24 protein-coding genes and 1 tRNA gene are annotated in these 23,323 nt (G+C 70.6%); 4 read left to right on the forward strand and 21 right to left on the reverse strand.

What is annotated here, in order from left to right:
* Both VH112_09085 and VH112_09090 read right to left on the reverse strand, forming a co-directional pair.
* On the reverse strand, positions 1 to 1,074 hold a 1,074-nt coding region (locus VH112_09085), incomplete at its 3' end, for an AAA family ATPase (GenBank protein HEX4540388.1).
* Positions 1,030 to 1,107 (reverse strand) — tRNA-Pro (locus VH112_09090). The genes VH112_09085 and VH112_09090, both read right to left, overlap by 45 nt.
* A gap of 96 nt (positions 1,108 to 1,203) precedes the next feature.
* Between VH112_09090 and VH112_09095 the strand changes: the two genes are divergently transcribed.
* Both VH112_09095 and VH112_09100 read left to right on the forward strand, forming a co-directional pair.
* Positions 1,204 to 2,586 carry a glutamine synthetase family protein gene (locus VH112_09095; GenBank protein ID HEX4540389.1) on the forward strand — a complete coding sequence of 461 codons (1,383 nt, stop codon included), beginning with the start codon at positions 1,204 to 1,206 and terminating at the stop codon, positions 2,584 to 2,586.
* Positions 2,587 to 2,976: 390 nt separating this feature from the next.
* On the forward strand, positions 2,977 to 3,441 hold the full coding sequence (locus VH112_09100) for a nuclear transport factor 2 family protein (GenBank protein HEX4540390.1): 465 nt from the start codon (positions 2,977 to 2,979) through the stop codon (positions 3,439 to 3,441).
* A 166-nt stretch (positions 3,442 to 3,607) separates the two neighbouring features.
* On the opposite strand, the gene VH112_09105 is transcribed toward VH112_09100, so the two are convergent.
* From VH112_09105 to VH112_09125, 5 genes are all read right to left on the reverse strand, one after another.
* Positions 3,608 to 4,510 (reverse strand): hydroxymethylglutaryl-CoA lyase, encoded by a 903-nt coding sequence (locus tag VH112_09105; protein ID HEX4540391.1) that lies wholly within the window; start codon positions 4,508 to 4,510, stop codon positions 3,608 to 3,610.
* A complete protein-coding gene (locus VH112_09110) occupies positions 4,507 to 6,099 on the reverse strand; it encodes an acyl-CoA carboxylase subunit beta (GenBank protein ID HEX4540392.1) in 1,593 nt (530 codons plus the stop codon). Before VH112_09110 ends, VH112_09105 begins: the two co-directional genes overlap by 4 nt.
* Positions 6,096 to 7,190 (reverse strand): PP2C family protein-serine/threonine phosphatase, encoded by a 1,095-nt coding sequence (locus VH112_09115; GenBank protein ID HEX4540393.1) that lies wholly within the window; start codon positions 7,188 to 7,190, stop codon positions 6,096 to 6,098. The genes VH112_09110 and VH112_09115 overlap by 4 nt, the downstream gene beginning before the upstream one ends.
* A gap of 64 nt (positions 7,191 to 7,254) precedes the next feature.
* Positions 7,255 to 8,616, reverse strand: coding sequence for a ribosome biogenesis GTPase Der (gene der / locus VH112_09120; GenBank protein ID HEX4540394.1), 1,362 nt, complete (start codon positions 8,614 to 8,616; stop codon positions 7,255 to 7,257).
* On the reverse strand, positions 8,613 to 10,007 hold the full coding sequence (locus tag VH112_09125) for a DUF512 domain-containing protein (GenBank protein ID HEX4540395.1): 1,395 nt from the start codon (positions 10,005 to 10,007) through the stop codon (positions 8,613 to 8,615). Before VH112_09125 ends, der begins: the two co-directional genes overlap by 4 nt.
* 41 nt (positions 10,008 to 10,048) lie before the next feature.
* Between VH112_09125 and ispH the strand changes: the two genes are divergently transcribed.
* A complete protein-coding gene (gene ispH, locus VH112_09130) occupies positions 10,049 to 11,086 on the forward strand; it encodes a 4-hydroxy-3-methylbut-2-enyl diphosphate reductase (GenBank protein HEX4540396.1) in 1,038 nt (345 codons plus the stop codon).
* A gap of 21 nt (positions 11,087 to 11,107) precedes the next feature.
* Here the strand turns inward: ispH and VH112_09135 are convergent, their stop codons facing one another.
* From VH112_09135 to VH112_09170, 8 genes are all read right to left on the reverse strand, one after another.
* Positions 11,108 to 11,785: a lysophospholipid acyltransferase family protein gene (locus VH112_09135; protein HEX4540397.1), complete on the reverse strand. Its 678-nt coding sequence runs from the start codon at positions 11,783 to 11,785 to the stop codon at positions 11,108 to 11,110.
* A complete protein-coding gene (gene cmk / locus VH112_09140; GenBank protein ID HEX4540398.1) occupies positions 11,782 to 12,441 on the reverse strand; it encodes a (d)CMP kinase in 660 nt (219 codons plus the stop codon). Before cmk ends, VH112_09135 begins: the two co-directional genes overlap by 4 nt.
* A complete protein-coding gene (aroA, locus tag VH112_09145; GenBank protein ID HEX4540399.1) occupies positions 12,438 to 13,724 on the reverse strand; it encodes a 3-phosphoshikimate 1-carboxyvinyltransferase in 1,287 nt (428 codons plus the stop codon). Before aroA ends, cmk begins: the two co-directional genes overlap by 4 nt.
* Positions 13,721 to 14,833, reverse strand: coding sequence for a prephenate dehydrogenase/arogenate dehydrogenase family protein (locus VH112_09150; protein HEX4540400.1), 1,113 nt, complete (start codon positions 14,831 to 14,833; stop codon positions 13,721 to 13,723). Before VH112_09150 ends, aroA begins: the two co-directional genes overlap by 4 nt.
* Positions 14,817 to 15,185 carry a chorismate mutase gene (gene aroH / locus VH112_09155; GenBank protein ID HEX4540401.1) on the reverse strand — a complete coding sequence of 123 codons (369 nt, stop codon included), beginning with the start codon at positions 15,183 to 15,185 and terminating at the stop codon, positions 14,817 to 14,819. Before aroH ends, VH112_09150 begins: the two co-directional genes overlap by 17 nt.
* A gap of 12 nt (positions 15,186 to 15,197) precedes the next feature.
* Entirely contained in the window at positions 15,198 to 15,923 is a 726-nt protein-coding gene (locus VH112_09160; GenBank protein HEX4540402.1) for a pseudouridine synthase, read from the reverse strand.
* A 64-nt stretch (positions 15,924 to 15,987) separates the two neighbouring features.
* Positions 15,988 to 16,593: an SMC-Scp complex subunit ScpB gene (scpB, locus tag VH112_09165; GenBank protein HEX4540403.1), complete on the reverse strand. Its 606-nt coding sequence runs from the start codon at positions 16,591 to 16,593 to the stop codon at positions 15,988 to 15,990.
* Positions 16,590 to 17,399: a segregation/condensation protein A gene (locus VH112_09170; GenBank protein ID HEX4540404.1), complete on the reverse strand. Its 810-nt coding sequence runs from the start codon at positions 17,397 to 17,399 to the stop codon at positions 16,590 to 16,592. Before VH112_09170 ends, scpB begins: the two co-directional genes overlap by 4 nt.
* Before the next feature lie 61 nt (positions 17,400 to 17,460).
* Here VH112_09170 and trpS point away from each other — a divergent pair, with 61 nt between their 5' ends.
* Positions 17,461 to 18,456: a tryptophan--tRNA ligase gene (trpS, locus tag VH112_09175; protein ID HEX4540405.1), complete on the forward strand. Its 996-nt coding sequence runs from the start codon at positions 17,461 to 17,463 to the stop codon at positions 18,454 to 18,456.
* A 17-nt stretch (positions 18,457 to 18,473) separates the two neighbouring features.
* Here the strand turns inward: trpS and VH112_09180 are convergent, their stop codons facing one another.
* From VH112_09180 to VH112_09205, 6 genes are read right to left on the reverse strand one after another with little or no spacing between them, the layout of a single operon-like run.
* Entirely contained in the window at positions 18,474 to 18,986 is a 513-nt protein-coding gene (locus VH112_09180) for an HD domain-containing protein (protein ID HEX4540406.1), read from the reverse strand.
* Between the two features lie 29 nt (positions 18,987 to 19,015).
* The gene (locus VH112_09185) at positions 19,016 to 19,741 is read right to left on the reverse strand and encodes a site-2 protease family protein (protein ID HEX4540407.1); all 726 of its coding nucleotides are present in this window, start codon (positions 19,739 to 19,741) and stop codon (positions 19,016 to 19,018) included.
* A 22-nt stretch (positions 19,742 to 19,763) separates the two neighbouring features.
* Positions 19,764 to 20,102 carry a TraR/DksA C4-type zinc finger protein gene (locus VH112_09190; GenBank protein HEX4540408.1) on the reverse strand — a complete coding sequence of 113 codons (339 nt, stop codon included), beginning with the start codon at positions 20,100 to 20,102 and terminating at the stop codon, positions 19,764 to 19,766.
* 12 nt (positions 20,103 to 20,114) lie between these two features.
* Positions 20,115 to 21,083, reverse strand: a complete 969-nt coding sequence (locus VH112_09195; GenBank protein ID HEX4540409.1) for a site-specific tyrosine recombinase XerD — start codon at positions 21,081 to 21,083, stop codon at positions 20,115 to 20,117.
* Complete coding sequence (locus VH112_09200; protein ID HEX4540410.1) at positions 21,080 to 21,646, reverse strand: NUDIX hydrolase; 567 nt, start codon at positions 21,644 to 21,646, stop codon at positions 21,080 to 21,082. The genes VH112_09195 and VH112_09200 overlap by 4 nt, the downstream gene beginning before the upstream one ends.
* Complete coding sequence (locus tag VH112_09205; GenBank protein HEX4540411.1) at positions 21,633 to 23,276, reverse strand: CTP synthase; 1,644 nt, start codon at positions 23,274 to 23,276, stop codon at positions 21,633 to 21,635. The genes VH112_09200 and VH112_09205 overlap by 14 nt, the downstream gene beginning before the upstream one ends.
* Positions 23,277 to 23,323 lie beyond the last annotated feature (47 nt).

The following is a 23,323-nucleotide window of genomic DNA, read 5'->3' on the forward strand; positions in this document are numbered from 1 at the left end:
GTTCCTTGCCCAGTAGAAGGTCGACCGGGGCATCTCGCCTACCGCATCCCGCCACTCACTGGTCGTGCAACCTGTCTCACTGAAGCAGTCCAACAGAGTCCCAAGCACCCTGGACCGGCTGTCGTTGGACTCGTCGTTGGACTGGCCCGTTGGACTGCTGGGACTGGCCAGAATGAGACTCTCGCCAACTGGCTGGCGCACGAGCGCGATCCGGTCGAACTCCAGGGCGTCCTTCTGCTTGTCGCAGGCGACCGTGACCCGCCACCCGTCGGCGCGCACCACGATCGACGTGGACACGGCGCCTTCGAGCGCGGAGTGACCCCGCGGCTTCGAGCCGTCCTTTGGAGTGTGGTGGACGAACATCACGCAGGCCCCGGTGGCTCGACGGAAGCGGTCGGCGGCGTCGACCACCAGTCCCATGTCCCTCGGTCCGTTCTCGTCCCCGCCAGGCATGCACCGGGCCAGGGTGTCGAAGACGATGAGGGCCGGGCGCCTGTCCCTGGCAAGCAGCTCCAGGGCGTCGACCTGGGGCGGATCGAGAAGGTTGACCGGCTCGGGCAGCCAGCGCATGTCGAAGTCGTCGAGCCCGTAGACCCGATTCGCCTCCGACCATGCGGCTTGCCTACGGCCAAACCCGGGAGCGGCCTCACCGATGACGTACAGGACGGGTCCGGTGGCAACAGAGCGACCGTGCCACGAGGAGCTGGTGGCGACGGACAACGCCCAGTCGATGGCGAGGAACGTCTTGCACGATCCGGGCCGGCCGTAGACCACGGCGAGCGAGTCGAGCATGAGCAAGCCGTCGATGAGGGGCTCGGGTGCTGGCAGCTCGGCGAGAGCCTGTGGGGTGAGCAGTCGGCCGGATAGGCGTACGAAGTGACGATCGGCCGCCTCGGTCAGGGCGCTGTTTCCTGGGGTCGCTTTGCGTCTCGGGGCTGTCCGTAGGCAGACCCCTGATCTGTAAGGCAGGCCTATAGGCAGACCCCCGGTTTTTGTCTGTGCCGTCTGTGGCGGAAACCGCCTCTGACCTGGTCGGGCTGCCGAGATTTGAACTCGGGACCTCTTGACCCCCAGTCAAGCGCGCTAACCAAGCTGCGCCACAGCCCGTGTTGGGACATCGTAGTTGACGCCGCCGTGCGAGGCCGACGGGGCGCCACGACTGGTCCCCTGGGCCGCGGGGGGCCCTTGTTAGGGTGAGGCGTCGTGGCCACCGAACGCAGTTGGGGGCCGACCCCTGGGACAGTCGATGGGGTCGTCCACGCCTGCCGGCAGGCCGGGGTGCGGCTGATCCGCTTTCTCTACTGCGACAACGGCGGGGTGGTGCGGGGGAAGGCCGTCCACGTCGACCAGCTCGCCTACCGGATGCGAGTCGGGGTGGGCCTGACCACCGCCATGCAGGCGATGAGCTCCTTCGACGAGCTCCAACCGGTCGAGGGCATGGGGCCGGTCGGCGAGATCCGCCTCGTTCCCGATCCGGGGTCGTTCGCAGTGCTGCCCTACGCTCCGCACGCCGCAGCCATGCTGACCGACCACGTCGCGCTGAACGGACAACCGCACGAGGCCGGCCCGCGCCCATTCCTTGCCAGGATGGCGAACGTTGTGGCCGAGCGCGGCATGGCACTTTCCTGCGGCGTGGAGAATGAGTTCAGCTTGGCCCGCCAGGAGGGCAGCTCGTTCGTTCCCATCGATCACAGCCTGTGCTTCTCGACCATCGGGATGGCCGCCGCCGCCGAGGTGATTGACGCCATGGTGGAAGCGCTCGAGCGTCAGGACATCGCCGTCGAGCAGTACTACCCCGAGCTGGGCCACGGACAGCACGAGCTGTCGGTCGCCCCTCGCCCGGCGATCCGGGCCGCAGATGTCCAGGTCCTGGTCCGGGAGACGATCCGCGGCGTCGCCGCGGGCCACGGCCTGGCGGCGTCGCTCGCTCCGAAGCCTTGGCCCGACCAGGCGGGCAACGGCGCCCACGTGCATCTCAGCCTCTGGGACGCCGGCTTCGAACGCAACCTCTTCCACGACCAGACCGGACGCTTTGGCCTCTCGCAGCTCGGGGAGCGCTTCGTCGCCGGTGTGCTCGCCCATCTTCCCGGCCTGCTCGGCCTCACCGCTCCGACATTCAACTCGTTCCAACGGCTGACGCCGGAGAGCTGGAGCTCCGCGTACGTGTGCTGGGGACAGGACAACCGGGAGGCTGCGGTGCGCGTTCCTTCGACCTTCTGGGGAAACGAGATGGCGTCGGCGAACCTCGAGTACAAACCGATCGACGCATCCTGCAACCCTTATCTCGCCTTCGGAGGACTCATCGCCGCCGGCACGGACGGCATCGAACGCGGCCTCGATCCTCCTGCGCCGCTCACGGTCGATCCTCACCGCCTCTCGCCCGAGGAGCGCGACACGATCGGGGTGGCACCGTATCCCGCCACGGTCGGTCACGCGCTGGATGCCCTCGAGCAGGACGAGGTCCTCACGGATGCCCTGGGCGCGACACTGACGAGCGCCTATCTCGCCGTCCGCCGCTCGGAGTGGGAGGCGGACTCCGGCACCGACGACGCCCGCGAGCGTGCACGCCACTTCGTCAAGTACTGAGAGAGCGCAGGCCGAGCCGACTGTGCTGGGATCGGCGGCATGACGAACGGTCATGCCATAGGTCGCCAGGCGGCGACCGAACCTCGATTGGGTCTTCTCGGCGACCTCGTCGACGAGCTTCGCTGGATAGCCACCAGCCGTAAGGGATGGCTCGTCGGTCTTCGGCCCCTACCAGCCGCACTTCCTCGCCTACTCGGTCGTCTACCTCGCCATGGCTCTCGCCTACTGGGCGCTAGGGCTGGGGGTGTCCGCCGTCTACGGCCGCCGTCGTTCCGCGAAGCTCATCACGGATCTCGGTCGCATGCGCTGAGGGCGCTCAGTTGTGGCACGAGGCGGTGCACTGAAAGACTTTGGAGCCCAGAGGACGTGCTCGAGCAATGGAGGGGTGGCGTGGGCCGATGGACGCGTGACGAGCTGGAGGAGGCCTTCGCCGACTACCAGAGCACTGCCCTGCGAGCCGGCGCGACCGGGGACTGGAACGCCTGGGCGGAGCGGTTCACCGAGGACGCCACCTACGTCGAGCACGCGTTCGGGCGGTTCGGGGGTCGTGAGGCGATCCGCCGGTGGATCACCAAGACCATGAGCACGTTCCCGGGCAACGCCATGCCGCACTTCCCGATCGACTGGTACGTCATCGACCAGGAGCGCGGATGGGTGGTGTGCCAGATCTGGAACCGGATGGCCGACCCGGGCGACGGCAGCGTCCACCAGGCCGCCAACTTCACCCTCCTCAAGTACGCGGGGAACGGTCTCTGGTCCTACGAGGAGGACGTCTACAACCCCGCGCACTTCGCCGAGATGATCACCGGCTGGCAGGCCCGCAAGTCCGAGCTCGAAGGAGCGGCACCCGACTGACGGGTCGCACGCTCGAGCCCGTCGGGAGCCTCGGGGAACTGACGCTGTTCCACCTTACGTCGAAAGCCACAACCGCTGTCGACGTAAGGTGGAACAGGGCATCGCGCCAACCTCCGTGACAACCGGCCCGCTCCCGGCACTGGCGGTAGCCGTGATCCGCTCGTGTCTAGCGAGCGTCGATCAGCCGGCTTCGCGGGCCGGCGGCGGCGACCCGGCTGGGAACGTCGTGGCCCACGGTCCGCGCCGCCAGGGCGCTGGCCTCGAGCAATCGCCCCAGGTTCACTCCGGTCGTCACGCCCAAATCGTCCAGCAGATGCACCAGATCCTCCGTCGCCAGGTTGCCCGCCGATCCGGCGGCGAAGGGCGAGCCGCCCAGACCTCCCACCGAGGTGTCGAAGCGCGCAACCCCTCGCTCCAACGCTGCATAGGCGTTGACCAGCGCCGTACCCCTCGTCTCGTGCAGGTGTAACCCCACGTCGACGCCCACCTCGTCGAGCAGCTCATCGATGCGGCGCGGCGTCGCCATCCCTGTCGTGTCGGCGTAGGTCAGCGAGGTGGCGCCGGCGCCGAGCACCTGATCCCCGAGTCCGCCGACGGCTTCGGGCGAGATATCGCCCTCGTAGGGCGAGCCGAACGCACACGAGACCACGACATCGACCGGTACACCGCCGACCGCAGCGGCGATGCTCGTGACCTGGGCGACGGACTCGTCGATCGACATGCGAACATTTCGCCGGTTGTACTCCGGCGAGGCGGAGACGGTCACCGAGAGGGCATCCGCGCCGGCCTCCAGGGCGAGCTGCGCCCCCCGCAGGTTGGGGACCAGCGCCCCATAGCGCACGTCCGGCCGCCGGGAGATCGTGGCCATCACCTCTGCCGCCCCGGCCATGGCCGGCACCGCGGAGGGCGAGACGAAGGCGGCCGCCTCGACCTCCTGCACACCTGCCGCCACGAGCGCTTCCACCAGCGCAACTCGAGCCTCGACGCTCACGGGAGCCTCCACCTGGAGCCCGTCTCGGGGCCCCACGTCGCGGATCCGCACGACCGCCGGCCGCCCTTGAGCGCTCATACCGGCGGCACGCCGTGACGTCGCTCCGTGAAGTCCCTTCGCTTGGACCGGGCCGAGGCCAGCCGGGCGACCAGCTCGTCACGCAGCTGCTCGGGCTCGACGACGGCGTCGATCACGAGGTCGGACGCCAACCGCAGCAGGTCGACGTCCGCCTCGAACTCTGCCCGGCGCTCGGCCACGAAGTCGGCCCGCTCGACGGGGTCCTCGATCCCTGCGATCCGGTTGGCGTAGACGGCGTTCACGGCAGCTTCAGGACCCATGATGGCGATCTGGGCCGATGGCAGGGCGATGCAGCTGTCCGGCTCGAACGCGGGTCCCGCCATTGCGTAGAGTCCGGCGCCGTAGGCCTTCCGCACGATGACCGAGAGCTTGGGGACCGTCGCCTCGGACACTGCGGTGATCATCTTGGCGCCGTGGCGGATGATGCCCGCGCGCTCGACGGCGCTGCCGACCATGAACCCGGGCACGTCAGCCAGGAAGATCAGGGGGATGTTGAAGGCGTCCGCACACCAGATGAAGCGCGCGGCCTTGTCGGCCGAGTCGACGAAGAGCACGCCGCCCTTGCGCAGCGGGTTGTTGGCCACGATGCCGACCGCCTCGCCGTCCAGTCGAGCCCACCCGACCACGAGCTCGCTGGCGAAATCGGGCTTGATCTCGAAGAACGATCCCTCGTCCACTAACGCGTCGATGACATCGTGCATGTCGTAACCAGCTCGCTGCGAGGCCGGGATGGTCCCCGCCGTCATGGATCTGGCCGATGTGACAGCGCCGACTGGCGGGGGATCCTCCCGCCACGACCGGGGCATGTACGAGAAGTACGCCCTTGCTGCCGCGATGGCGCCTGCGTCGTCGGCGGCCAACCCGTCGGCCGATCCCGAGATAGTGGCGTGCATACGGGCGCCACCCATGTCCTCCAACGTCGTGCGCTCGCCGATCACCATCTCGGCCATGCGAGGAGAGCCGAGGTACATCGAGGCATTCCCCTCGACCATGAACACGACATCGCAGAACGCCGGGATGTACGCACCACCGGCCGCCGATGGCCCGAACAGGCAGCAGATCTGGGGAACCCGACCGGAGAGGCGGACCTGGTTGTAGAAGATCCTGCCCGCACCTCGCCGCCCGGGGAACAGCTCGACCTGGTCGGTGATGCGGCCTCCGGCCGAGTCGACCAACCAGAACACCGGCAGCTCGTGGCTCATCGCGTACTCGGTGAGCCGGAGGATCTTCTCGACCGTGCGGGCGCCCCATGAGCCCGCCTTCACCGTGGTGTCGTTGGCCATCACGCAGACCAGCCGGCCCGCGACGGTCCCTCGTCCGGTCACCACGCCATCGGCTGGTAGGTCACCGGCCAGTGCATTGGCCAGAAGTGCGTCCTCCACCAGCGACCCTTCGTCCAGCAACAGCGCCAGGCGGTCGCGCACGAACAGCTTGCGCTGGCTGGCGAGCTTCTCCGCGCCCGTCGCCCGGTTGCCGTCGATGGCCCGACGGGTGATGGCGCCGATGTCGAGAGCAGCACCGTCGCCGTCGGACGAGGCACCACTGCCGGCGGCCGCCTTGGCCCGCTCGGTCGCGTCGCGTCCCGTCACGTCCGGCGGATGGCGAGGATGGCCACGTCGTCGGTAAGCGGCTCGGAGGCGAAGTCCCGAGCCGCCTCGAGGAGGGTCTTGCAGAGCGTGGTGAGGTCCTGGCCGGGATCGCGGCGCAGGATGCCGGCCACCCTGTCCTCGCCGAACAACTGCTCCCCCGAGCGGGCCTCGGCCAGCCCGTCGGTGTACAGCAGCAGGACGTCGCCGGTATCGAGCGGGAGCTCCCTGCTCGTATAGCTTCCTTTGGGGTCGAGGGTCAGGAGTGGACCGGTCGACCGCATCGGCCGCACCTCGCCGCCGTGCCAGATCCATGCGGCCGGGTGCCCCGCCGAGGCGAACCGCAACGTGCCGGCCATCTGGTCGAACACTACCGCGCAGAGTGAGACCAGCTCTTCGGGCCGACCCTGGGCGGAAAGCACCACGTTGAGCTCCTCGACGGCCTGACCCGGATCGCGGTACTGACGGAGGAACACCCGGAGCAGGTACTTGACCTGGAACGCCGTGATGGAGGCCTCGATGCCGTGTCCCCCCACGTCGCCGATCACCGCCGCCAGGCGTGTCAGCGCGGTCGGGGCGATGTCGTAGAAGTCGCCGGCCATGGCCCCTGCGCCCGGCTGGTACACGTGGCCCACATCGAACCCGTCGATGTCCGGCAGGCTGGCCGGGGCCAGGCGCTCGGACCACCGCATGGGCGCCAGCTCCTCTTGGGCCAGCACCTCCGCCGCCCGCCGCTCCAAGAGCGACCGTTCCTCGGCCAGCCGGGCCGCCGAGAGGAACCGCGGCCCGTAGCGCAGTGAGATGGCGATCGGCACGAGGACAAGCAGGAACGGAAGCTGGAGCCAGGCATGCGGCAGGAAAGCCGTGATGAAGGCGCTGAGCCCCAGGAGCGAGTACAGGATCGTGGTGTGGAGGTCCTTGTCGAAGGCCGAGCGGGCCAGCATCAGGGCCTCGTCGGGGCTGTCGTGGTCGACCACGTCCCGCTCGATGCGCCGGCAGGCGCGCAGAAGCCGGCGGCTGGAACGGGCCCACACGTAGGCCGCCACCCCGCAGGCCACGGCCACGCCGATCAGGACCGGCTGCTGGACGATCACGGCGAGACCCTAACCCCGCTGGGGGGCGGCAACGCGGGGTGGCGCCGGACGCCCCCCCGGTCGCTCACCGCGACCGCCTTCTGACCCGCAGCTTGAGGGGAGTTGGTCCGAAGCCCAGGTCCTCCCGGAGCTTGCGCTCGAGGTACCGCAGGTACGTCGGCGGCAGGCTTCGGTTGGCGAAGAGCGTGAAGGTGGGCGGGTCGCTGGCCCCCTGAACGGCGTACAGGACACGTGCGCCCGCCGGTGCCGGATGTGCGGCCTGGGCCGACTGGACGACGCGGTTGAGCCGGGTCGTCGAGACGCGCTGGTGGTAGGCCTCGATGGCCTGGCCGAGGGCCGGCAGCAGCCGGTGCACGCCGAGCCCCGTGCGGGCGCTGGCCTTGATCACCGGCGCGTAGCCGAGGAAGGCCAGCCGATCACCGATGTCCGCAGTCACGGCCGACCTGGCGTCGGCGTCGAGGAGGTCCCACTTGTTGAGCACCAGGACGACCGGGCTTCCGGCGGCGTCGACCCGCTCGGCCAGACGCTGGTCCTGATGAGTGACCCCCTCGGCGGCGTCGATCAGCAGGAGGGCGACGTCGGACCGGTCGATGGCCTGCAGGCCGCGCACGAGCGAGTAGTACTCGGCGCCCTCGCCGACTCGGGACTTCCGCCTCATGCCGGCGGTGTCGATGAAGCGCAACGCGCCGTTGTCGGTCTCGACAAGGGTGTCGATGGTGTCGCGGGTGGTCCCCGGCAGGTCGTGGGTGATCGACCGGTCGTCGCCGATGAGGCGGTTGAAGAGCGTCGACTTGCCGACGTTGGGCCGACCCACGATGGCCACCGACGTGCCGGTCGGCGCCGCGCCTTCTCGGTCGGGCGCCACCTCGTCGGGAAGAAGGCGGACGACTTCGTCGAGCAGCTCCCCCGACCCCCGCCCGTGGAGAGCGCTCACCATCCAGGGGTCGCCGAGGCCGAGGCGGGCGAACGCCCACGCGTCCGCTTCACGGACGTCGGAATCGACTTTGTTGGCTACCAGCACGACCGGCCGGTTCGACCGGCGCAGGAAGGCGGCCACCGCCTCGTCCTCGTCGGTCACACCTACGGTCACGTCGACGACGAGCAGGACCACGTCGGCCACCCGCACGGCCCGCTCGGCCTGGGCACTGACCTGCGCCTCGAGCCCGTCGGCAGCGCCCAGCCAGCCTCCCGTGTCCACCAGGGTGAAGGGCCGACCGTTCCATTCGGCGACGAGCTCCTTCCGATCGCGGGTCACGCCCGGTCGGTGCTCGACGATCGCCACCCGGCCCCCGACGATGCGGTTGACCAGAGAGGACTTGCCGACATTGGGGCGCCCGACGACCGCGACGATCGGCCTGGCGCCGGCGTCGGCGCCGCCGGCTCCGGGGCGCTCGCCGGCTGTGACGACCGGGTGCGTCCGGCTCACCGCTGCTCGCCCTCTCGCTCGATCGGCATCCCGAGCCGGCCGTCCAGCGCCCGCCGCAGCGACCGTCCGTCGGTGGGGACGATCTGCACCGGCCGGGGAAGGTCCGCCGGAACGGTGCCGTCCAGGAACCGGCCCTGGGTCAGACACACGTCGGGCAGAAGGTAGCGGTGCTGCTCGGGCTCGCTGGCCAGCACCCGGGCCACGTCCTCACCCGTCATGAGACCGGCGACGGCGATGTTGCCCCCGAAGAACTCGTTGCGCACTGTCACGATCCTGACGTCGCCCCGGCCCAGGTCGTCGACGAGCGGGCCGAGCACGGCAGCGCCGTACTCGCCGGTGATGATGGCAGTCGGAGCTCCAATGGCGTCACCGGGCATGGCGACCACCGGCATCGCACGCGGAGCCCGGTAGCCCTCGGCAGGAGCACCATCGATCGACGAGAAGAATCCGGCCCTCACTCCGATGGCGGCTCCCTTCCGGCAGAACGCGCGCTCGAAGGCCCGCACGATGCCGATGCCGTTCTCGTGCTGGGGGAAGCCCTCGTAGGCGTGCGCCTCCGGGAAGGGTCGGCCCGCGAGGAGGTGGTACTCGTCGGCGGCGAAGACCACCCTCCGCCCGACGGCCTCGACGAAGGCCGGCTGCCACTCGTCCACGGCATCCAGGACCGCGGCCGCCTCGTCGCTGGTGTGCGGCCGCATGCCGGCCTCGTTGGAGTACCGGCTCACCCCCAGCGGGACGATGGCAGCCGTGGCGAGATCGGGATACAGGTCCAGGAGGCCGGCCAGGGTGTCGTGGAGAATGGCGCCATCGTTGATCCCCGGGCAGACCACGACCTGGCCGTGGACCTCGATGTCGTGGTCGAGCAGGGCCCGCAGCCACCGCAGGCTGACGGCGCCGCGACGGTTGCGCAGCATCCGGGCCCTCACCGCGGGATCGGTGGCGTGGATGCTGACGAACAGCGGGCTGAGCCGTTCGGTCACCACCCGCTCCAGGTCGGCCTCGGTGAACCGGGTGAGGGTCGTGAAGTTGCCGTAGAGGAACGAGAGGCGGTAGTCGTCATCCTTGACGTACAGGCTCCGGCGCATCCCCTTCGGCAGCTGGTGGATGAAGCAGAACTCGCAGTGGTTGTCGCAGGTGCGGACGCGGTCGAACACCGCCGAGGAGACCTCGATACCGAGGGGCTCACCGTCGTCCTTGCCGACGGCGGCGCTCAGCTCCAGGCCGCCGCGGCGCAGCTCGACATCGAGCTCGGCCTGGTCGACGAGGAACTGGTACTCGATGACGTCGCGAGGCGACCGGCCGTTGATGGAGACGATCTCGTCACCAGGGGCAACGCCGGCCCGAGCCGCCGGTGACCCCTCCTTCACGGCCACCACGCTGGGCAGCGACATGCGTCAAGGATAGGGCGGGACGGCCGGTAACCTGGGCCGACGTGAGCGTCCAGCGGGTCCTACTGGCCCAGCCCCGAGGGTTCTGCGCCGGCGTCGAGATGGCCATCAAGGCGCTGGCGTGGATGGTGCGCGTCTTCGAGCCGCCCGTGTACTGCTACCACGAGATCGTGCACAACCGGGTAGTCGTGGACCGCTTCCGCCGGCTGGGCGTCGTCTTCGTCGACGACGTGGCCGAGGTTCCGCCTGGAGCCCCGCTGATGCTCAGCGCCCACGGCTCGGCCCCCGAGGTAGTGGCGGCCGCCCGGGCCGGCGGCGGCGTGGTGGTCAACGCCGTCTGCCCGCTGGTCACCAAGGTCCATCACGAGGTGAAGGTCCGGGCCGGCAAGGGCTACACCGTCGTGTACGTGGGCCACGAGGGGCACGAAGAGGCGGTGGGAACCGTCGCCGTGGCTCCCGACGCCGTGCAGCTGGTCGAGACCGAGCAGGACGTGACGGCGCTACCCGACCCCGGCACGCCGGTGGCCCTGCTGGCCCAGACCACGCTCAGCCACGACGAGTGGACGGGCATCATGGAGCGGGCCCGGGACCGGTTCCCCGATCTATGGATGCCGGGCCGCAGCGACCTGTGCTTCGCCACGACCAATCGGCAGGCGGCGCTCAAGGCCATCGCCGACCGCTCCGACGCCGTAGTGGTCCTCGGATCGGCCAACTCCTCGAACACCCGGGCCCTGGAGAAGGTGGCGCGCTCCGCCGGCTGCCGCCGCGTGTACCGGGTCAACTCGGCAGAGGAACTTCCGGATGATCTGGCGGGCACGGTCGGGGTCACCGCCGGCGCCTCGGCGCCCGAGGAGCTCGTGGACGCGGTCCTGGCCCGCCTGGCGCCCCAGGACGGCACCGAGGCCGTCGACGTGACGATCGAGGACGAGTACTTCCCGCCGCCGCGCGAGCTACGGGACCTCCTTCGGGCGGTGGCGACGGCCGTGGGCTGCCTGGTGATGGCTCCGGCCGACACCCCGGCCGCCCTCACCGACGATCGAGCCATGGCCGCCAGCGAGGCGCTCTCCGCCCTCGCCAGCTGAGCAGTCCCGGCCGGGCGCCGCTCAGTCGCCTGCTTGGGCCCGGGCCTGATCGAACAGCGTCTGGAGCTTGGCCCGCAGCCGCTCGGTGACCTCGTGCAGCTGCCGGCGCGACAGGCGGTCGGACCGGCGTCCCGAGGTGCCGCTGCTCGGTGGTTCGGCGGCAACCTTGACGGTGATCGGTTCGCCGACCACCAGGTGGATCTTGACCGGTCGGGGAAAACGCGTCCCCCTGGGTAGGGCCATCTCGGACCCACCGATGCCGACAGGAACGATGGGCACGTCGGTGCGGGCGGCCAGGTAGACCGCTCCCTCACGAAGCTCGGTCACCGTCGGGCCCGAGCGGCGGGTGCCCTCGGGAAACAGGACCAGCGGCTCTCCGCCCTCGATGACCTCCACACAGCGACGAAAGGCCTCCCGATCGGTGGCGTCCCGGTGGACCGGGAAGGCCCCGAGGGAGTCGATGATGCGGCCGAACCAGGGCACCTTCCAGAGCTCTTCCTTGCCCATGTAGCGCAGGCGCCGACGGGTCACCACGGCGACGGCGAAGGTGTCGATGATCGAGCGGTGGACCGGAGCGAGGATGTAGGGCCCCTCGGTCGGCACGTTCTCCTTCCCCTCGACGGTGAGCCGGTGATACAGCCGGCACCACCCGACGAGCGCGGCCCGCACGACGGCGTAGAAGATGAGTGACGGCTTCACAGTCGGGTCAGCACCTCCTCGACGATCTCCTCGACGCTCCGGTCCGTGGTGTCGACTACCACGGCTCCTTCGGCCACAGCAAGAGGGGAGGTCTGTCTGGTCGAGTCGAGGTGGTCCCGTCTCGCCAGGTCGGCGGCCACGGTGGACCAGTCGAGATCGTGGGCTGTGGCCTCGGCCTCGAGCGCACGTCGCCGGGCCCGTTCGGACTCACTGGCGGTGACGAAGATCTTGAGGTCGGCGTCGGGCAGCACGACGGTGGCGATGTCGCGGCCCTCGATCACGCCCCCATCGTGGGCCTCGACCCAGGCGCGCTGCCGGCGCACGAGCTCACGTCGCACCTCGGGGTTGGCGGCCACCACCGACACCACGCTGGTCACCGCGGGGCCCCGAAGCTCGCGACTGGCGTCCACCCCGTCGACCCGCACGGCGGGCCCGATCTCGATGCGCAGCCCCTGGGCCAGCTCGGCCACGGCCCGAGCGTCAGATGGATCCACGCTGTCGCGGAGGGCTGCGAAGGCCACAGCCCGGTACATCGCTCCGGTGTCGAGTCGATCGAGGCCGAGACGGGCAGCGAGCGACGCGGCGAGGGTCGACTTCCCAGCACCCGCGGGTCCGTCTATGGCGATGACCGGTTTGCCGCCCCGCGAGGCTGTCACGTCAGTTGCCCGAGATCCGCGACAAATCCGGGATAGCTGGTGGCGACCGCGTCCCACCCCTCAACCGTGGTTCGGCCCTGTGCCGCCATGCCGGCCACCGCCATCGCCATCGCGACCCGATGGTCACCATGCGACCGGACGCTGGTTCCCCTCAGCTGGGTGCCACCGACGACGACGAGGTCGTCACCCACGGTCTCGACCCTGGCGCCGAGAGCGGACAGCTCGCTGCCGACTGTCGCCACCCTGTCGCTCTCCTTGACTCGGAGCTCGGCCAGGCCGCGGAAGGTCGTCTCTCCTTCCGCCATCGCCGCCGCCACCGCCAGCACCGGTACCTCGTCGACGAGCCCCGGTATCTCGGCGCTCGTCACTTCCGTGCCGCGGAGGCTGGCGTGGCGAGCGACGATGTCGGCGGTCGTGGCGTCCCGGGACTGCAGCTCGATCGCCGCGCCCATTCGGTCCAGGACATCGAGGAAGCCGGATCGGCCCGGTCCCACGTACACCCGCTCCACCACCACCTCGCTGCCGGGCACGATCGAGGCGGCAACTACCCAGAAGGCTGCATGAGACGGGTCACCCGGCACCTCCAGGGTCAGCGGCGACAGGGTCGAAGGCCGTAGTCGTACGACCTGGCCGTGCCCATCCGGACTTACCTCCACCTTGGCTCCGCACGCCGACAGCAGCTCCTCGGTGTGGGTGCGCGTGAGAACGGGCTCGCGCACGACGGTGTCCTCTTGGGCCCCCAGCCCGGCCAGCAGGACCGCCGACTTGACCTGGGCGCTGGCAACCGGCGGCGCGTAGTCGATGCCCATCAGACCCCCGCCCCGAACAACCAGAGGGGGTAGCGTCCCACCCTCGCGGCCGTCGATGCGCGCGCCCATGCGACGCAACGGGTCGACCACCCTGGCCATGGGTCGCCGGGCCACCGAGGCATCCCCTTGCAGCACAGTCAGCCAGTCGAACGAGGCGACGAACCCGGCCAGCAGTCGGATCCCGGTGGCCGAGTTCCCGACGTCGATCACACCCTCGGGCTCGTGCAGCCGGGCCCGACCGCCGGCGACGTGGACCGTTCCCGGCGACCCACCCTCGACATCCGCCCCGAGCGCACCGACCGCGGCGGCGGTGCGGGCGACGTCGTCGCCGTTCGAGAGCCCAGTGAGGTGTGAACGTCCCTCGGCCTGGGCGGCGAGCAGCAGGGCCCGGTGCGAGATCGACTTGTCGCCCGGAACCCGCACCCGGCCCCGGAGGGTGGCGCCCCCTTCGACCTCGAGGACGCCGGCAGTCATCCGAGCCGCTGGTGCGACGGACGGTAGCCCCGAGCCAACAGCGCTCCCCGGACCAGGTCGGAGACGTCTGCATCCACGACCATGACCAGCACGCCCCGGTCGCCCTCGGCCGAGTGGGCGATCTCCAGGTCCTCGATGTTGACCCCGAGCTCGCCGGCCAGCGTCGTCACCTCGGCCAGCACCCCCGGCCGGTCCGGCACGGGCACCCGCACCTCGACCAGGTCCTCGGGGCGGGACAACCGGGTCGGCAGGTTTCGCCTGGCCTCCCGGGCCTGCTCCAGGATGCCGATCAGCGCCGACCGGTCGCCCCCGGCGACGATGTCGCGGACCTTCGACAGATCGGTGGCCAGCTGATCCAGCGCCGTGACGATGGCCGAGGCGTTCTCGGCGCAGATGTCGGGCCAGATCCCCGGATGGCCGGCCGCAACGCGCGTCATGTCCCGGAAGCCGCCAGCCGCCAGGCGCAAGAGGGCGCCATGGTGCTCGGCCCCCTCGGAGGCCAGTCCCATGAGCGCCGCCGCGGTGAGATGGGGCACGTGCGACACGACGGCCACCAGCTCGTCGTGGCGCTCGGGTGGCACGGCGACGACATCGGCTCCGAGCGACCTCACGACGGCCCGCAGACGCATGAACGCCTCGGGGTCGGTGGATGCCGTGGGAGTAAGCACCCAGGTGGCGCCGGCGAGGAGCTCGCGGTCGGCGCCGTCGATCCCGTCCTGCTCGGAGCCGGCCATCGGGTGACCGCCGACGAACCGGGGATGGTCCACCGCCGCCACGATCGGTCCCTTCACGCCGCCGACGTCGGTGACGATCCCCGTCGCCCGTCGGACGTTTGCCAGGGCCGCTCGGGCCGCGTCGACCACCCCTGACACCGGCGTGGCAATGAACGTCACCTCGGCTTCGGGATCGGCACCCACGATGTCCAGCGCGCCCAGCTCGAGCGCCCTCTCTGCCCGACCGGGCGCCGTGTCCGAGCCGGTCACGTGCCAGCCCCTCGACCGCAGGGCCAGACCGATCGAGCCCCCGATGAGGCCGGTACCGACCACTGCCGCCCGGCGGGGCTCGGTCGTCGGGCCGGCCTCCCGGGCCGGCTCAGCCGGGGAGGTCATCTCGAAGCCCGCGGGCCGACTCCAGGTAGACGTGCTCGATCTCGTCCCGTCCCCGGTCGGTGGTCACGTGCAGGAGCACACGAATGCAGCGGGGCTGACCGCCGACAACCGCCAGCTCCCGGGCGCAGAGCAGCGGTACGTCGCCCAGGCCCATCGTGCGAGCGGCCGCGGCCGGGAACATCGAGACGACGTCGTCGGTGGCGGTGAAGACGATGCTGATGAGGTCATCCTTGGCCAGCCCGTTGCGCTCCAGGACGGCGCCGAGGAGGGCGTGGACGCGCCTGGTCACCTGGTCCTCGGTATCGGTATCGACGGTGGTGGCGCCGCGGATGGCTCTGACGGCGGGGGGCATCGATGCCGGAGCCTACCGTCCGCCCCGGGGCGTCCCCCTGGCCGGGACCGGCTGGGCCGCCTCGGCCAGCTGCCGCACCTCGGCGACCGACAGCTCCCGCCACTGTCCGGGGGGCAGGCGCCGGTCGACGAGGGGACCGACCCGCGTCCGCACCAGCCGCACGACCGGGTGGCCCACGGCCGCGCACATGCGTCGCACCTGGCGGTTGCGGCCCTCGTGGATGACCAGGCGCAGCAGGCCGGGGCTCACCGAGGCCACTGACGCCGGCGCCGTCAGCCCGTCCTCGAGCTCCACTCCCTCACGCAGCCTGCGCAGGGCACCGGGCGAGGGCTTGCCCTCCACCTGCGCCAGGTACTCCTTGTCGACGCCGAATGAGGGGTGGGTCAGCCGCTGGGCGAGCTCGCCGTCGTTGGTGAGGATCAGCAGCCCCTCCGTGTCGGCGTCGAGGCGCCCGACCGGGAACACCCGGGGGTGCTCGGGCACCAGCTCGACGACGGTTCGCCGGCCGAGGGGGTCGGTCGCCGTCGACACGACTCCCACGGGCTTGTTCAGCAGATAGCGGACGAGCCCCGGTCGCACGCCGACGGGCACGCCGTCGACCTCCACGGAGTCGGCCGTCAGGTCGATGCGGCGGCCGAGATGGGCCCGTTCGCCGTTGACCCGCACCCTGCCGTCGACGATGAGCTCCTCACAGGCCCGGCGACTGCCGAACCCGAGGCTGGCCAGGACCTTCTGCACCCGCTCGCCGCTCGCCGGTCTCGGGCCCGCCTCCCGGGACGGCTCCGGCGCTCCCGAACCCGGTTCAGCCATCCCTGGTCGGGCGCAGTCCCTCCTCCAGCGCCTCGACGACCTCCGGGCCGGGAACGAAATCGCCCAGAGGTGGTAGCTGCTCGAGGCGGTCGAGCCCCAGCCTCTCGAGGAAGAGCGCTGTCGTCCCGTACAGCACGGCCTGGCCGGGGCCGGGATCCCGTGCCACCGGCTCGATGTACCCCCGCTGGGTGAGCGCCCGCACCACGCCGTCGACGTTGACGCCTCGGATCGCCGCCACCTGGGCCCGCGAGACCGGCTGCTTGTAGGCCACGATGGCGAGTGTCTCCAGGGCGGCAGCCGAGAGGCGGGACGACTGGCCCTCGAGCATGAACCGCTCGACGTACCGCTCCTGGTCCGGATGGCTCTGGAACCGATAGCCGCCCGCCACCCGGGCCAACACGAAGCCGCGCTCTTCTCGGGCGTAGCCGTCGGCCAGCTCGTCGCAGATGGCCTCCACCCGCTCGACAGGCACCTCGAGCAGCTCGGCCAGCAGGTGAGGGGCAACCGGCTCGGCCGCAACCATGAGCACGGCCTCTATGGCCCGCCCCTCGTCGCCCGACGATGCGGCCCCGTTCGATGACGCATGGGGATCGATCATGGTTCGTCATCACCGGCGATGCCCTGGGGCAGGCCTGCTGGGCCGACCATCTCCAGCATCCCGGGCTCTTCAGGGTCCACAGCGGCGAGCCAGGCGACGCTGAGATCCCCGAAGTGGGCACCCTGGTCGAGGTCGACGCGTCCCTGCTTATAGAGCTCGAGGAGGGCGAGGAACCGCACGATGACGTCCGGCAGCGCGAGATCGGCGGTCAGGTGGCGAAAGGTGACGGTACCCAGGGCCGGCAGCTCCTCGGCCAGCTCGGCCACGGCCTCGCCGACGCTGACCCTGGCGGGGGGCACGTGAGCGAGGTCGACCTTGGGTCGGGGCCGGGCGGCGGTGGCCTTGATGAACGCTTCCCGCAGCTGGGTCGGGCCCACCCCGGCCAGCACATCCGGGGTCAGACCGAGGAACCGCTCGTCCGGCCCTGCGGTGCGCGGCAGCGAACGGGACGCCTCGTGCATCTGGTCCACCAGGACCGAGGCGGCGTCCTTGAACGTCTTGCACTCGAGCAGGCGGGCCAGGAGCAGGTCCCGCTCCTCCCAGACGCCGAGCTCCTCGTCGACCTCGACGTCATCGCGCCCCGGCAGCAGTCGCCGGCACTTGAGCTCTATGAGGGTCGCCGCGATGAGGGCGAACTCGGTCGCCACGTCGAGGTCCAGGACCTCCATGCGCTCGAGCTCGGCCAGGTAGGCGTCGATGATCTGGCTGATGCGGACCTCGTACAGGTCGACCTGCTGGGACGTGATGAGGTGCAGGAGCAGGTCGAACGGGCCCTCGAACACCGTTGTGCGGACCTCGTAGGGCACGGAACGACACTACCGACATCCGGGAGGGAGACCGCGCATGGTGCCGGTAGCATCGCCCCTCATGACACGGGTCCTCTCGGGCGTACAGCCCACCGGTGACATGCACCTCGGTGGCTACCTGGGAGCGGTTCGGCAGTGGGTCACCGACCAGCACGACCACGACGCCTTCTACCTCATCGTGGACCTCCACGCCCTCACGGTGGACCACGACCCCGCGGAGCTCCGCCGGCGGACCCTCGACGTGGCTGCCATGCTCCTGGCGTCCGGTCTGGACCCCGACGTCTGCACCCTCTTCGTGCAGAGCCACGTGCCCCAGCACACCCAGCTGACCTGGCTGCTCGAGTGCACGGCCACGGTAGGTGAATTGCGGCGTATGACCCAGTTCAAGGACAAGGGTGGCGCCCAGGAGTCGGTCCGGGCCAGCCTGCTGACCTACCCCGTGCTCCAGGCGGCCGACATCCTCCTCTACGACGCCAACCGGGTCCCGGTGGGCGACGACCAGCGCCAGCACGTCGAGCTGACCCGCGACCTGGCCAACCGGTTCAACCACCGCTACGGACCCACCTTCACGGTGCCCGAGGCGGCCATCCCCCGAGTGGCCGCCCGGGTGATGGACCTCCAGGAGCCGACCCGCAAGATGTCCAAGTCGGTGGAATCACCCCAGGGGACGATCTATATCGTCGACGACCCCGCCGACATCGAGCGCAAGGTGAAGCGGGCCGTGACCGACAGCGGCGCCGACGTCGTCTACGACCCGGCGGCCAAGCCCGGAGTCTCCAACCTGCTCGAGCTGCTGGGCGCGGCCACTGGTCGCAGCCCCCAGGAGGCCGCCCAGGGCTACTCCACCTACGGCCCCCTGAAGGCCGACGTCGCTGCCGCTCTCATCGAGCTGTTGCGCCCCGTCCGAGAGCGCCACGCCAAGCTGGCGGCTGACCCCGGTGCCGTCGAGGCCATCCTGGACAACGGGTCGGCCAAGGCCGAGCTGGTGGCGTCGGCGACCTACGCCCGTGCCTCGGACGCCATCGGCCTGCTGCCGCGCCGGGGCGCTGACAAGTAGTCAGCCGAGCCGCCGGGTCAGTCGTCGTCGGCCGCCTTCAGGGCCTTGGCGAGGGGGTCCGGCAGGTGCCAGCGATCGGTCGGTAGATGATGCTCAGCCGCCCAGCGGACGGTCAGCGGGTCGCTCCCCGCCCGCTCGAGCAGCTCGGCTCCGATCCGTGAGTGGTCCAGGTACCGGCCGACACGGCGGAGCGGGCCTCGCCCGCGGGCCCAGTGCTCGGCCCGCCGATGCCCCGAGACCATCCCGAGCGCCGTGGCCGGCACCCGGCCGAGCGTTCCCAGGCCCGCCTCGACCTTGCCCACGTCGTGCAGCAGCGCCGCGGCCCGCACCCCGGGGGTGGCTGCGCCGGGTCCCAGGGCGGCGACGACCCGGTGTGCCACCCCCACGGCGTGGCGACGGTCGGGTCCGCTCATCCGCCTCCACAGGGCGAGCTCCGGGTCGCTCAGGATCTCTCTGACCCACTTCTCGGCCTCCGGGTCGGGGCCGGCAGGCGAGAGGGCCCCCGCGAACCGTCGGGCGAGGTGGCCCACGGGCGCGCTCCGGCGGGACGAGGCCAGGGTCAACCCAGGAGGTGGGACCACAGGTTGAGGGCCGGGTCGAAGATCCGGCTGAGCACCTGCGGGGCGAGCAGGACGAGGATCAGCACCAGCGGCAGCGAGAACTGCCGAATGCGCAGATATCCCGGCCACCAGCTCCTCGGGAGGATCCGCTCGACCACGGCGGAGCCGTCCAACGGGGGGATGGGGATGAGGTTGAACACGGCCAGGATCACGTTGGCGAACCCGAGGATGAGCAGCACCTTGGGGAGGGTCTGCTGGGGGAACCCGTGGGAGTCGAGGAGGATCGGCGTCGACCCCACGACCACCCGGTAGGCAAGGGCCGCCGCCACGGCCAGCACGATGTTGACCGCCGGCCCCACCAGGCTCACCAGCAGGCTCTCGTTGCGCGGGTGGCGGAGCCGACCCGGGTTGACCGGCACCGGCTTGGCGTAGCCGATGGCGCCGAACCCGACGAGCAGCATCAGGGCGGGCAGGATGACGGTCCCGAAGGGGTCGACGTGGGACAGCGGGTTGAGCGTCAGTCGCCCCGCCCGTTTGGCGGTGTCGTCCCCGAAGGCCAACGCCAGGGCCCCGTGGGACACCTCATGGAGGATGATCGACGGGATCAGCACGGCCAAGAAGACCAGGGTGTCCACCGAGAGCACGTGGCGGCTCAGCACCACGTAGACGAGGACGATGAGGAGGAGGACGGCGATGCCCTGGTACTGCCGGGCCCCTCGGTTCACCGACGCCAACGGGATCCGGTCCTCAGCGGTTGGATGCGCAGTCGATGCACAGTCGAGCGGCAGGCATGGCCTCGAGGCGCGCCGCGGCGATGGGCTTGCCACACGACTCGCACCGCCCGTAGGTGTCCTGGCTCAGCTTGTCCAGGGCGTGCTCCACCTCGGCCAGCGCCTCCCTCAGCTGGAGGGCGAGGGTCTCGGCCTCGCCCCGCTCGGCCGTGACCTGGCTCGAATCGGCGAAATTGGCATCGTAGGAGAGGCCGCCGCCGTCACCGAAGCCCAGCTCAGCGAGCTTGTCGCGCAGCTGGGCGCGCTCCTCCTCCAAGAGGGCACGGTAATCGACGGTGGGGGCATCGTTCGACACAGGAGGTCAAGGTTACCGCCCCTGGGTCGGACCAGCGCGCGGATGAGCACGGTCGTAGGCCTGTCGGAGTCGGTCGGCAGAGACCCTGGTGTAGACCTGGGTCGTCGAGATGGAGGCGTGGCCCAGCATCTCCTGGACGACCCGGATGTCGGCGCCGTGGTCCAGCATGTGGGTGGCGCAGGAGTGGCGCAGGACGTGGGGGCTCAGGCGGGCCCCGAGGCCCACCCGCTCGCCGTGGAGACGGACGATCGCCCACGCCCCCTGTCTCGTCAGGCGGCCGCCCCGCAGGTTGAGGAACACCGCCTCGGCGTCGTGGCGACGGGCCCACCGACGCGGGACGAGGGCGCCGCGGCCCGATGGTTCGAGCCACTCGGCCAGTGCCCGCCGGGAACAGCGGCCCACCGGGACCAGCCGTTCTTTCGACCCCTTTCCGAAGGCGCGCAGCGTGCCGTCCTGGAGCGCCAGGTCCGACAGCGACAGGCCGACCAGCTCGGAGATCCGCAGCCCCGTGCCGTAGAGGACCTCGAGGATGGCCCGGTCCCGGCGGGCCGGCGGGTCGTTGCCGACCACCGCCCCGAGGAGGGCGCCGATCTCGTCCTCGGTCAGGGCCTTGGGCAGACCGAGGGGCACCGGCGCCCGCTCGACGTCGCCGGTCGGGTCGGCCCCGGTGTGGCCCTCGTCGAGGCAGAAGCGGTGGAACCCGCGCACGGCGGCGAGGGCCCTGGCCACCGAGGCCGGCTTGCGGCCGCTGGCTCGCAGAAAGACCAGATAGTCCTGCACCACCTTCTCGCCCACCTCGCCGAGCGGCGCCTGCCGGGCCCGCAGGAAGGCCTCGTAGGCGAGGAGGTCCCGCCGGTAGGCGGACAGGGTGTTGGCTGCCCGGCCCCGCTCCACGGCGAGCCAGGAGAGGAACTCCTCGGCGCTCCGGCTGAGCTCGGTCTCCTCGATCGGCAGGGAGTCGGCGGTCACGGTGACGATCACTGGACCAGGGTCTGGCGGGCGAGGCACAGGCCGATGATCGTCTTGGCGTCGCAGATGGCGCCTGACGTGATCAGCTCCGGTATCTCGGCGAGCCCCACGCTGACCACCGTCATCTGGCGCTCCTCGACCCCCTGGCGATCGAGCCGACCGGGCGTCAGCTCGGACGCCAGGTACACGATCGAGTGCTCGTCGCTGAAACCGGGCGAGTTGTAGAAGTGCGCCAGGCGTTCCAGCCGACCGGGGCGCAGTCCGATCTCCTCCTCCAGCTCGCGCCGGGCCGTGGCTTCCGGCGACTCGCCCGACACGTCCCGCTTGCCGGCGGGGAGCTCGAGCAGCTCGGTCCCGACCGCGGCCCGGAACTGGCGAACGAGGAGGACCGTCGTGCCCTCCTCGACGATGGGCACCATCGACACCGCGCCCGGGTGGTGGACGATCTCCCGCTCGAAGGTGTCGCCATCGGGACCCGAGAAGCTGGCCGTCGCCACCGAGATGAGCTCGCCCTGATAGCGCAGCTGCTCGTCGAGCCGGCGGAACGGCGGCCCCGACGGCTCAGTTGACGACATCGAGGTCGAGCAGGCGGGGTGCCCGTCCTCGGGCCCGGGACAGCGCCGCCCCCACCAGCTCGCGAAAGAGAGGATGGGGCCGGTCCGGCCTGCTCTTGAACTCCGGGTGGGCCTGGGTCCCCACCCAGAACGGATGGCCGGGGAGCTCGACGAACTCGACCAGCCGGTCATCCGGCGACGTGCCCGAGCAGAGCAGGCCGGCCTCCTCGAGCCGCATCCGATAGCGGGGATTTACCTCGTAGCGGTGGCGGTGGCGCTCGGACACCACGGGCTCACCGTAGGCCGCCGCCACCTGGGAACCGGGCAGGAGGCGGGCGACGTAGGAGCCCAGCCGCATCGTCCCGCCGAGGTCGGTCACCTCGGCCTGCTCGTCCATCAGGTCGATGACGGGGTGCGGCGTGCAGCTGTCGATCTCCCGGGAGTTGGCCCCGGCCAGGAGGGCCACGTTGCGGGACAGCTCGATGACCATGGCCTGGAGACCGAGGCACAGCCCGAGGCAGGGGATGCGGTGCTCCCGTGCGTACCCCGCGGCCGCCACCTTGCCCTCGACGCCCCGCTCGCCGAAGCCGCCGGGGATCACGATGCCGTCGAGGTCCCGCAGCCGGCCGTCGGCCAGCATGCCGGTGACCTCCTCGGCCTGGACCCACTCGATCTCGACCTTGGCCCGGTGGTGGAAGCCGGCATGGCGCAGGGCCTCGACCACCGACAGGTAGGCGTCGGGAAGGTTGACGTACTTGCCGATCAGGCCGATGCGCACCGACGTCGTGGCGGCCTCGATGCGGTCCACCATGGCTTCCCACGGCGAGAGGTCGACGGCGTGCTCGGGCCCGTCGAAGTGGAGGAGCCGGCACACGTAGTCGTCCAAGCCCTCCGCATGGAGCACGAGCGGGATCTCGTAGATGTTCTCGGCGTCCACCGCCGAGGCGACGCCCTCCATGGGGACGTCACAGAGCATGGAGATCTTGCGCTTGAGGCCCTCGGAGATGGGCTGATCGCTGCGGCACACGATGACGTCGGGCTGGATGCCCCGGCTGCGGAGCTCGGTGACCGAGTGCTGGGTGGGCTTGGTCTTCTGCTCCCCCGACGGGCCGATGTAGGGGACCAGCGTGAGATGGACGTAGCACACGTTGTCCCGCCCCACGTCCTTGCGGAACTGCCGGACGGCCTCGAGGAACGGAAGGATCTCGATGTCGCCGACCGTGCCGCCGACCTCGGTGATGACCACGTCGACGTCGTCGGCGGCCAGGTTGGTGATGCGGTCCTTGATCTCGTCGGTGACGTGGGGGATCACCTGCACGGTCTTGCCGAGGAAGTCGCCCCGGCGCTCCTTGGCGATCACCGAGGAGTAGATGGAGCCGGTGGTGGAGTTCGAGTTGCGGCGGAGGTTCTCGTCGACGAACCGCTCGTAATGGCCGAGGTCGAGGTCGGTCTCGCCGCCGTCGTCGGTGACGAACACCTCGCCGTGCTCGAAGGGGTTCATGGTGCCGGGATCGACGTTGATGTAGGGGTCGAGCTTCTGCATGGTGACCCGCAGACCCCGGGCCTTCAGGAGCCGGCCGAGCGAGGAGGCGGTCAGACCCTTGCCGAGCGAGCTGGCAACACCGCCGGTCACGAATATGTGCTTCGCCACAGCGTCCCTCGTAGCGCTTTCTCCTCGGGTCTACCCGAGCCACGGTA

This window comes from Acidimicrobiales bacterium (genome assembly GCA_036270875.1).
GTDB lineage: Bacteria > Actinomycetota > Acidimicrobiia > Acidimicrobiales > AC-9 > AC-9.

Bases quoted from the DNA above. Each gene is read 5' to 3' on its own strand.
- VH112_09105 (HEX4540391.1), bottom strand. From the start codon at position 4,510: ATGAGCGCTCAAGGGCGGCCGGCGGTCGTGCGGATCCGCGACGTGGGG.
- VH112_09125 (HEX4540395.1), bottom strand. From the start codon at position 10,007: ATGTCGCTGCCCAGCGTGGTGGCCGTGAAGGAGGGGTCACCGGCGGCT.
- aroA (HEX4540399.1), bottom strand. From the start codon at position 13,724: ATGACTGCCGGCGTCCTCGAGGTCGAAGGGGGCGCCACCCTCCGGGGC.
- VH112_09150 (HEX4540400.1), bottom strand. From the start codon at position 14,833: ATGACCTCCCCGGCTGAGCCGGCCCGGGAGGCCGGCCCGACGACCGAG.
- aroH (HEX4540401.1), bottom strand. From the start codon at position 15,185: ATGCCCCCCGCCGTCAGAGCCATCCGCGGCGCCACCACCGTCGATACC.
- scpB (HEX4540403.1), bottom strand. From the start codon at position 16,593: ATGATCGATCCCCATGCGTCATCGAACGGGGCCGCATCGTCGGGCGAC.
- trpS (HEX4540405.1), top strand. From the start codon at position 17,461: ATGACACGGGTCCTCTCGGGCGTACAGCCCACCGGTGACATGCACCTC.
- VH112_09200 (HEX4540410.1), bottom strand. From the start codon at position 21,646: ATGTCGTCAACTGAGCCGTCGGGGCCGCCGTTCCGCCGGCTCGACGAG.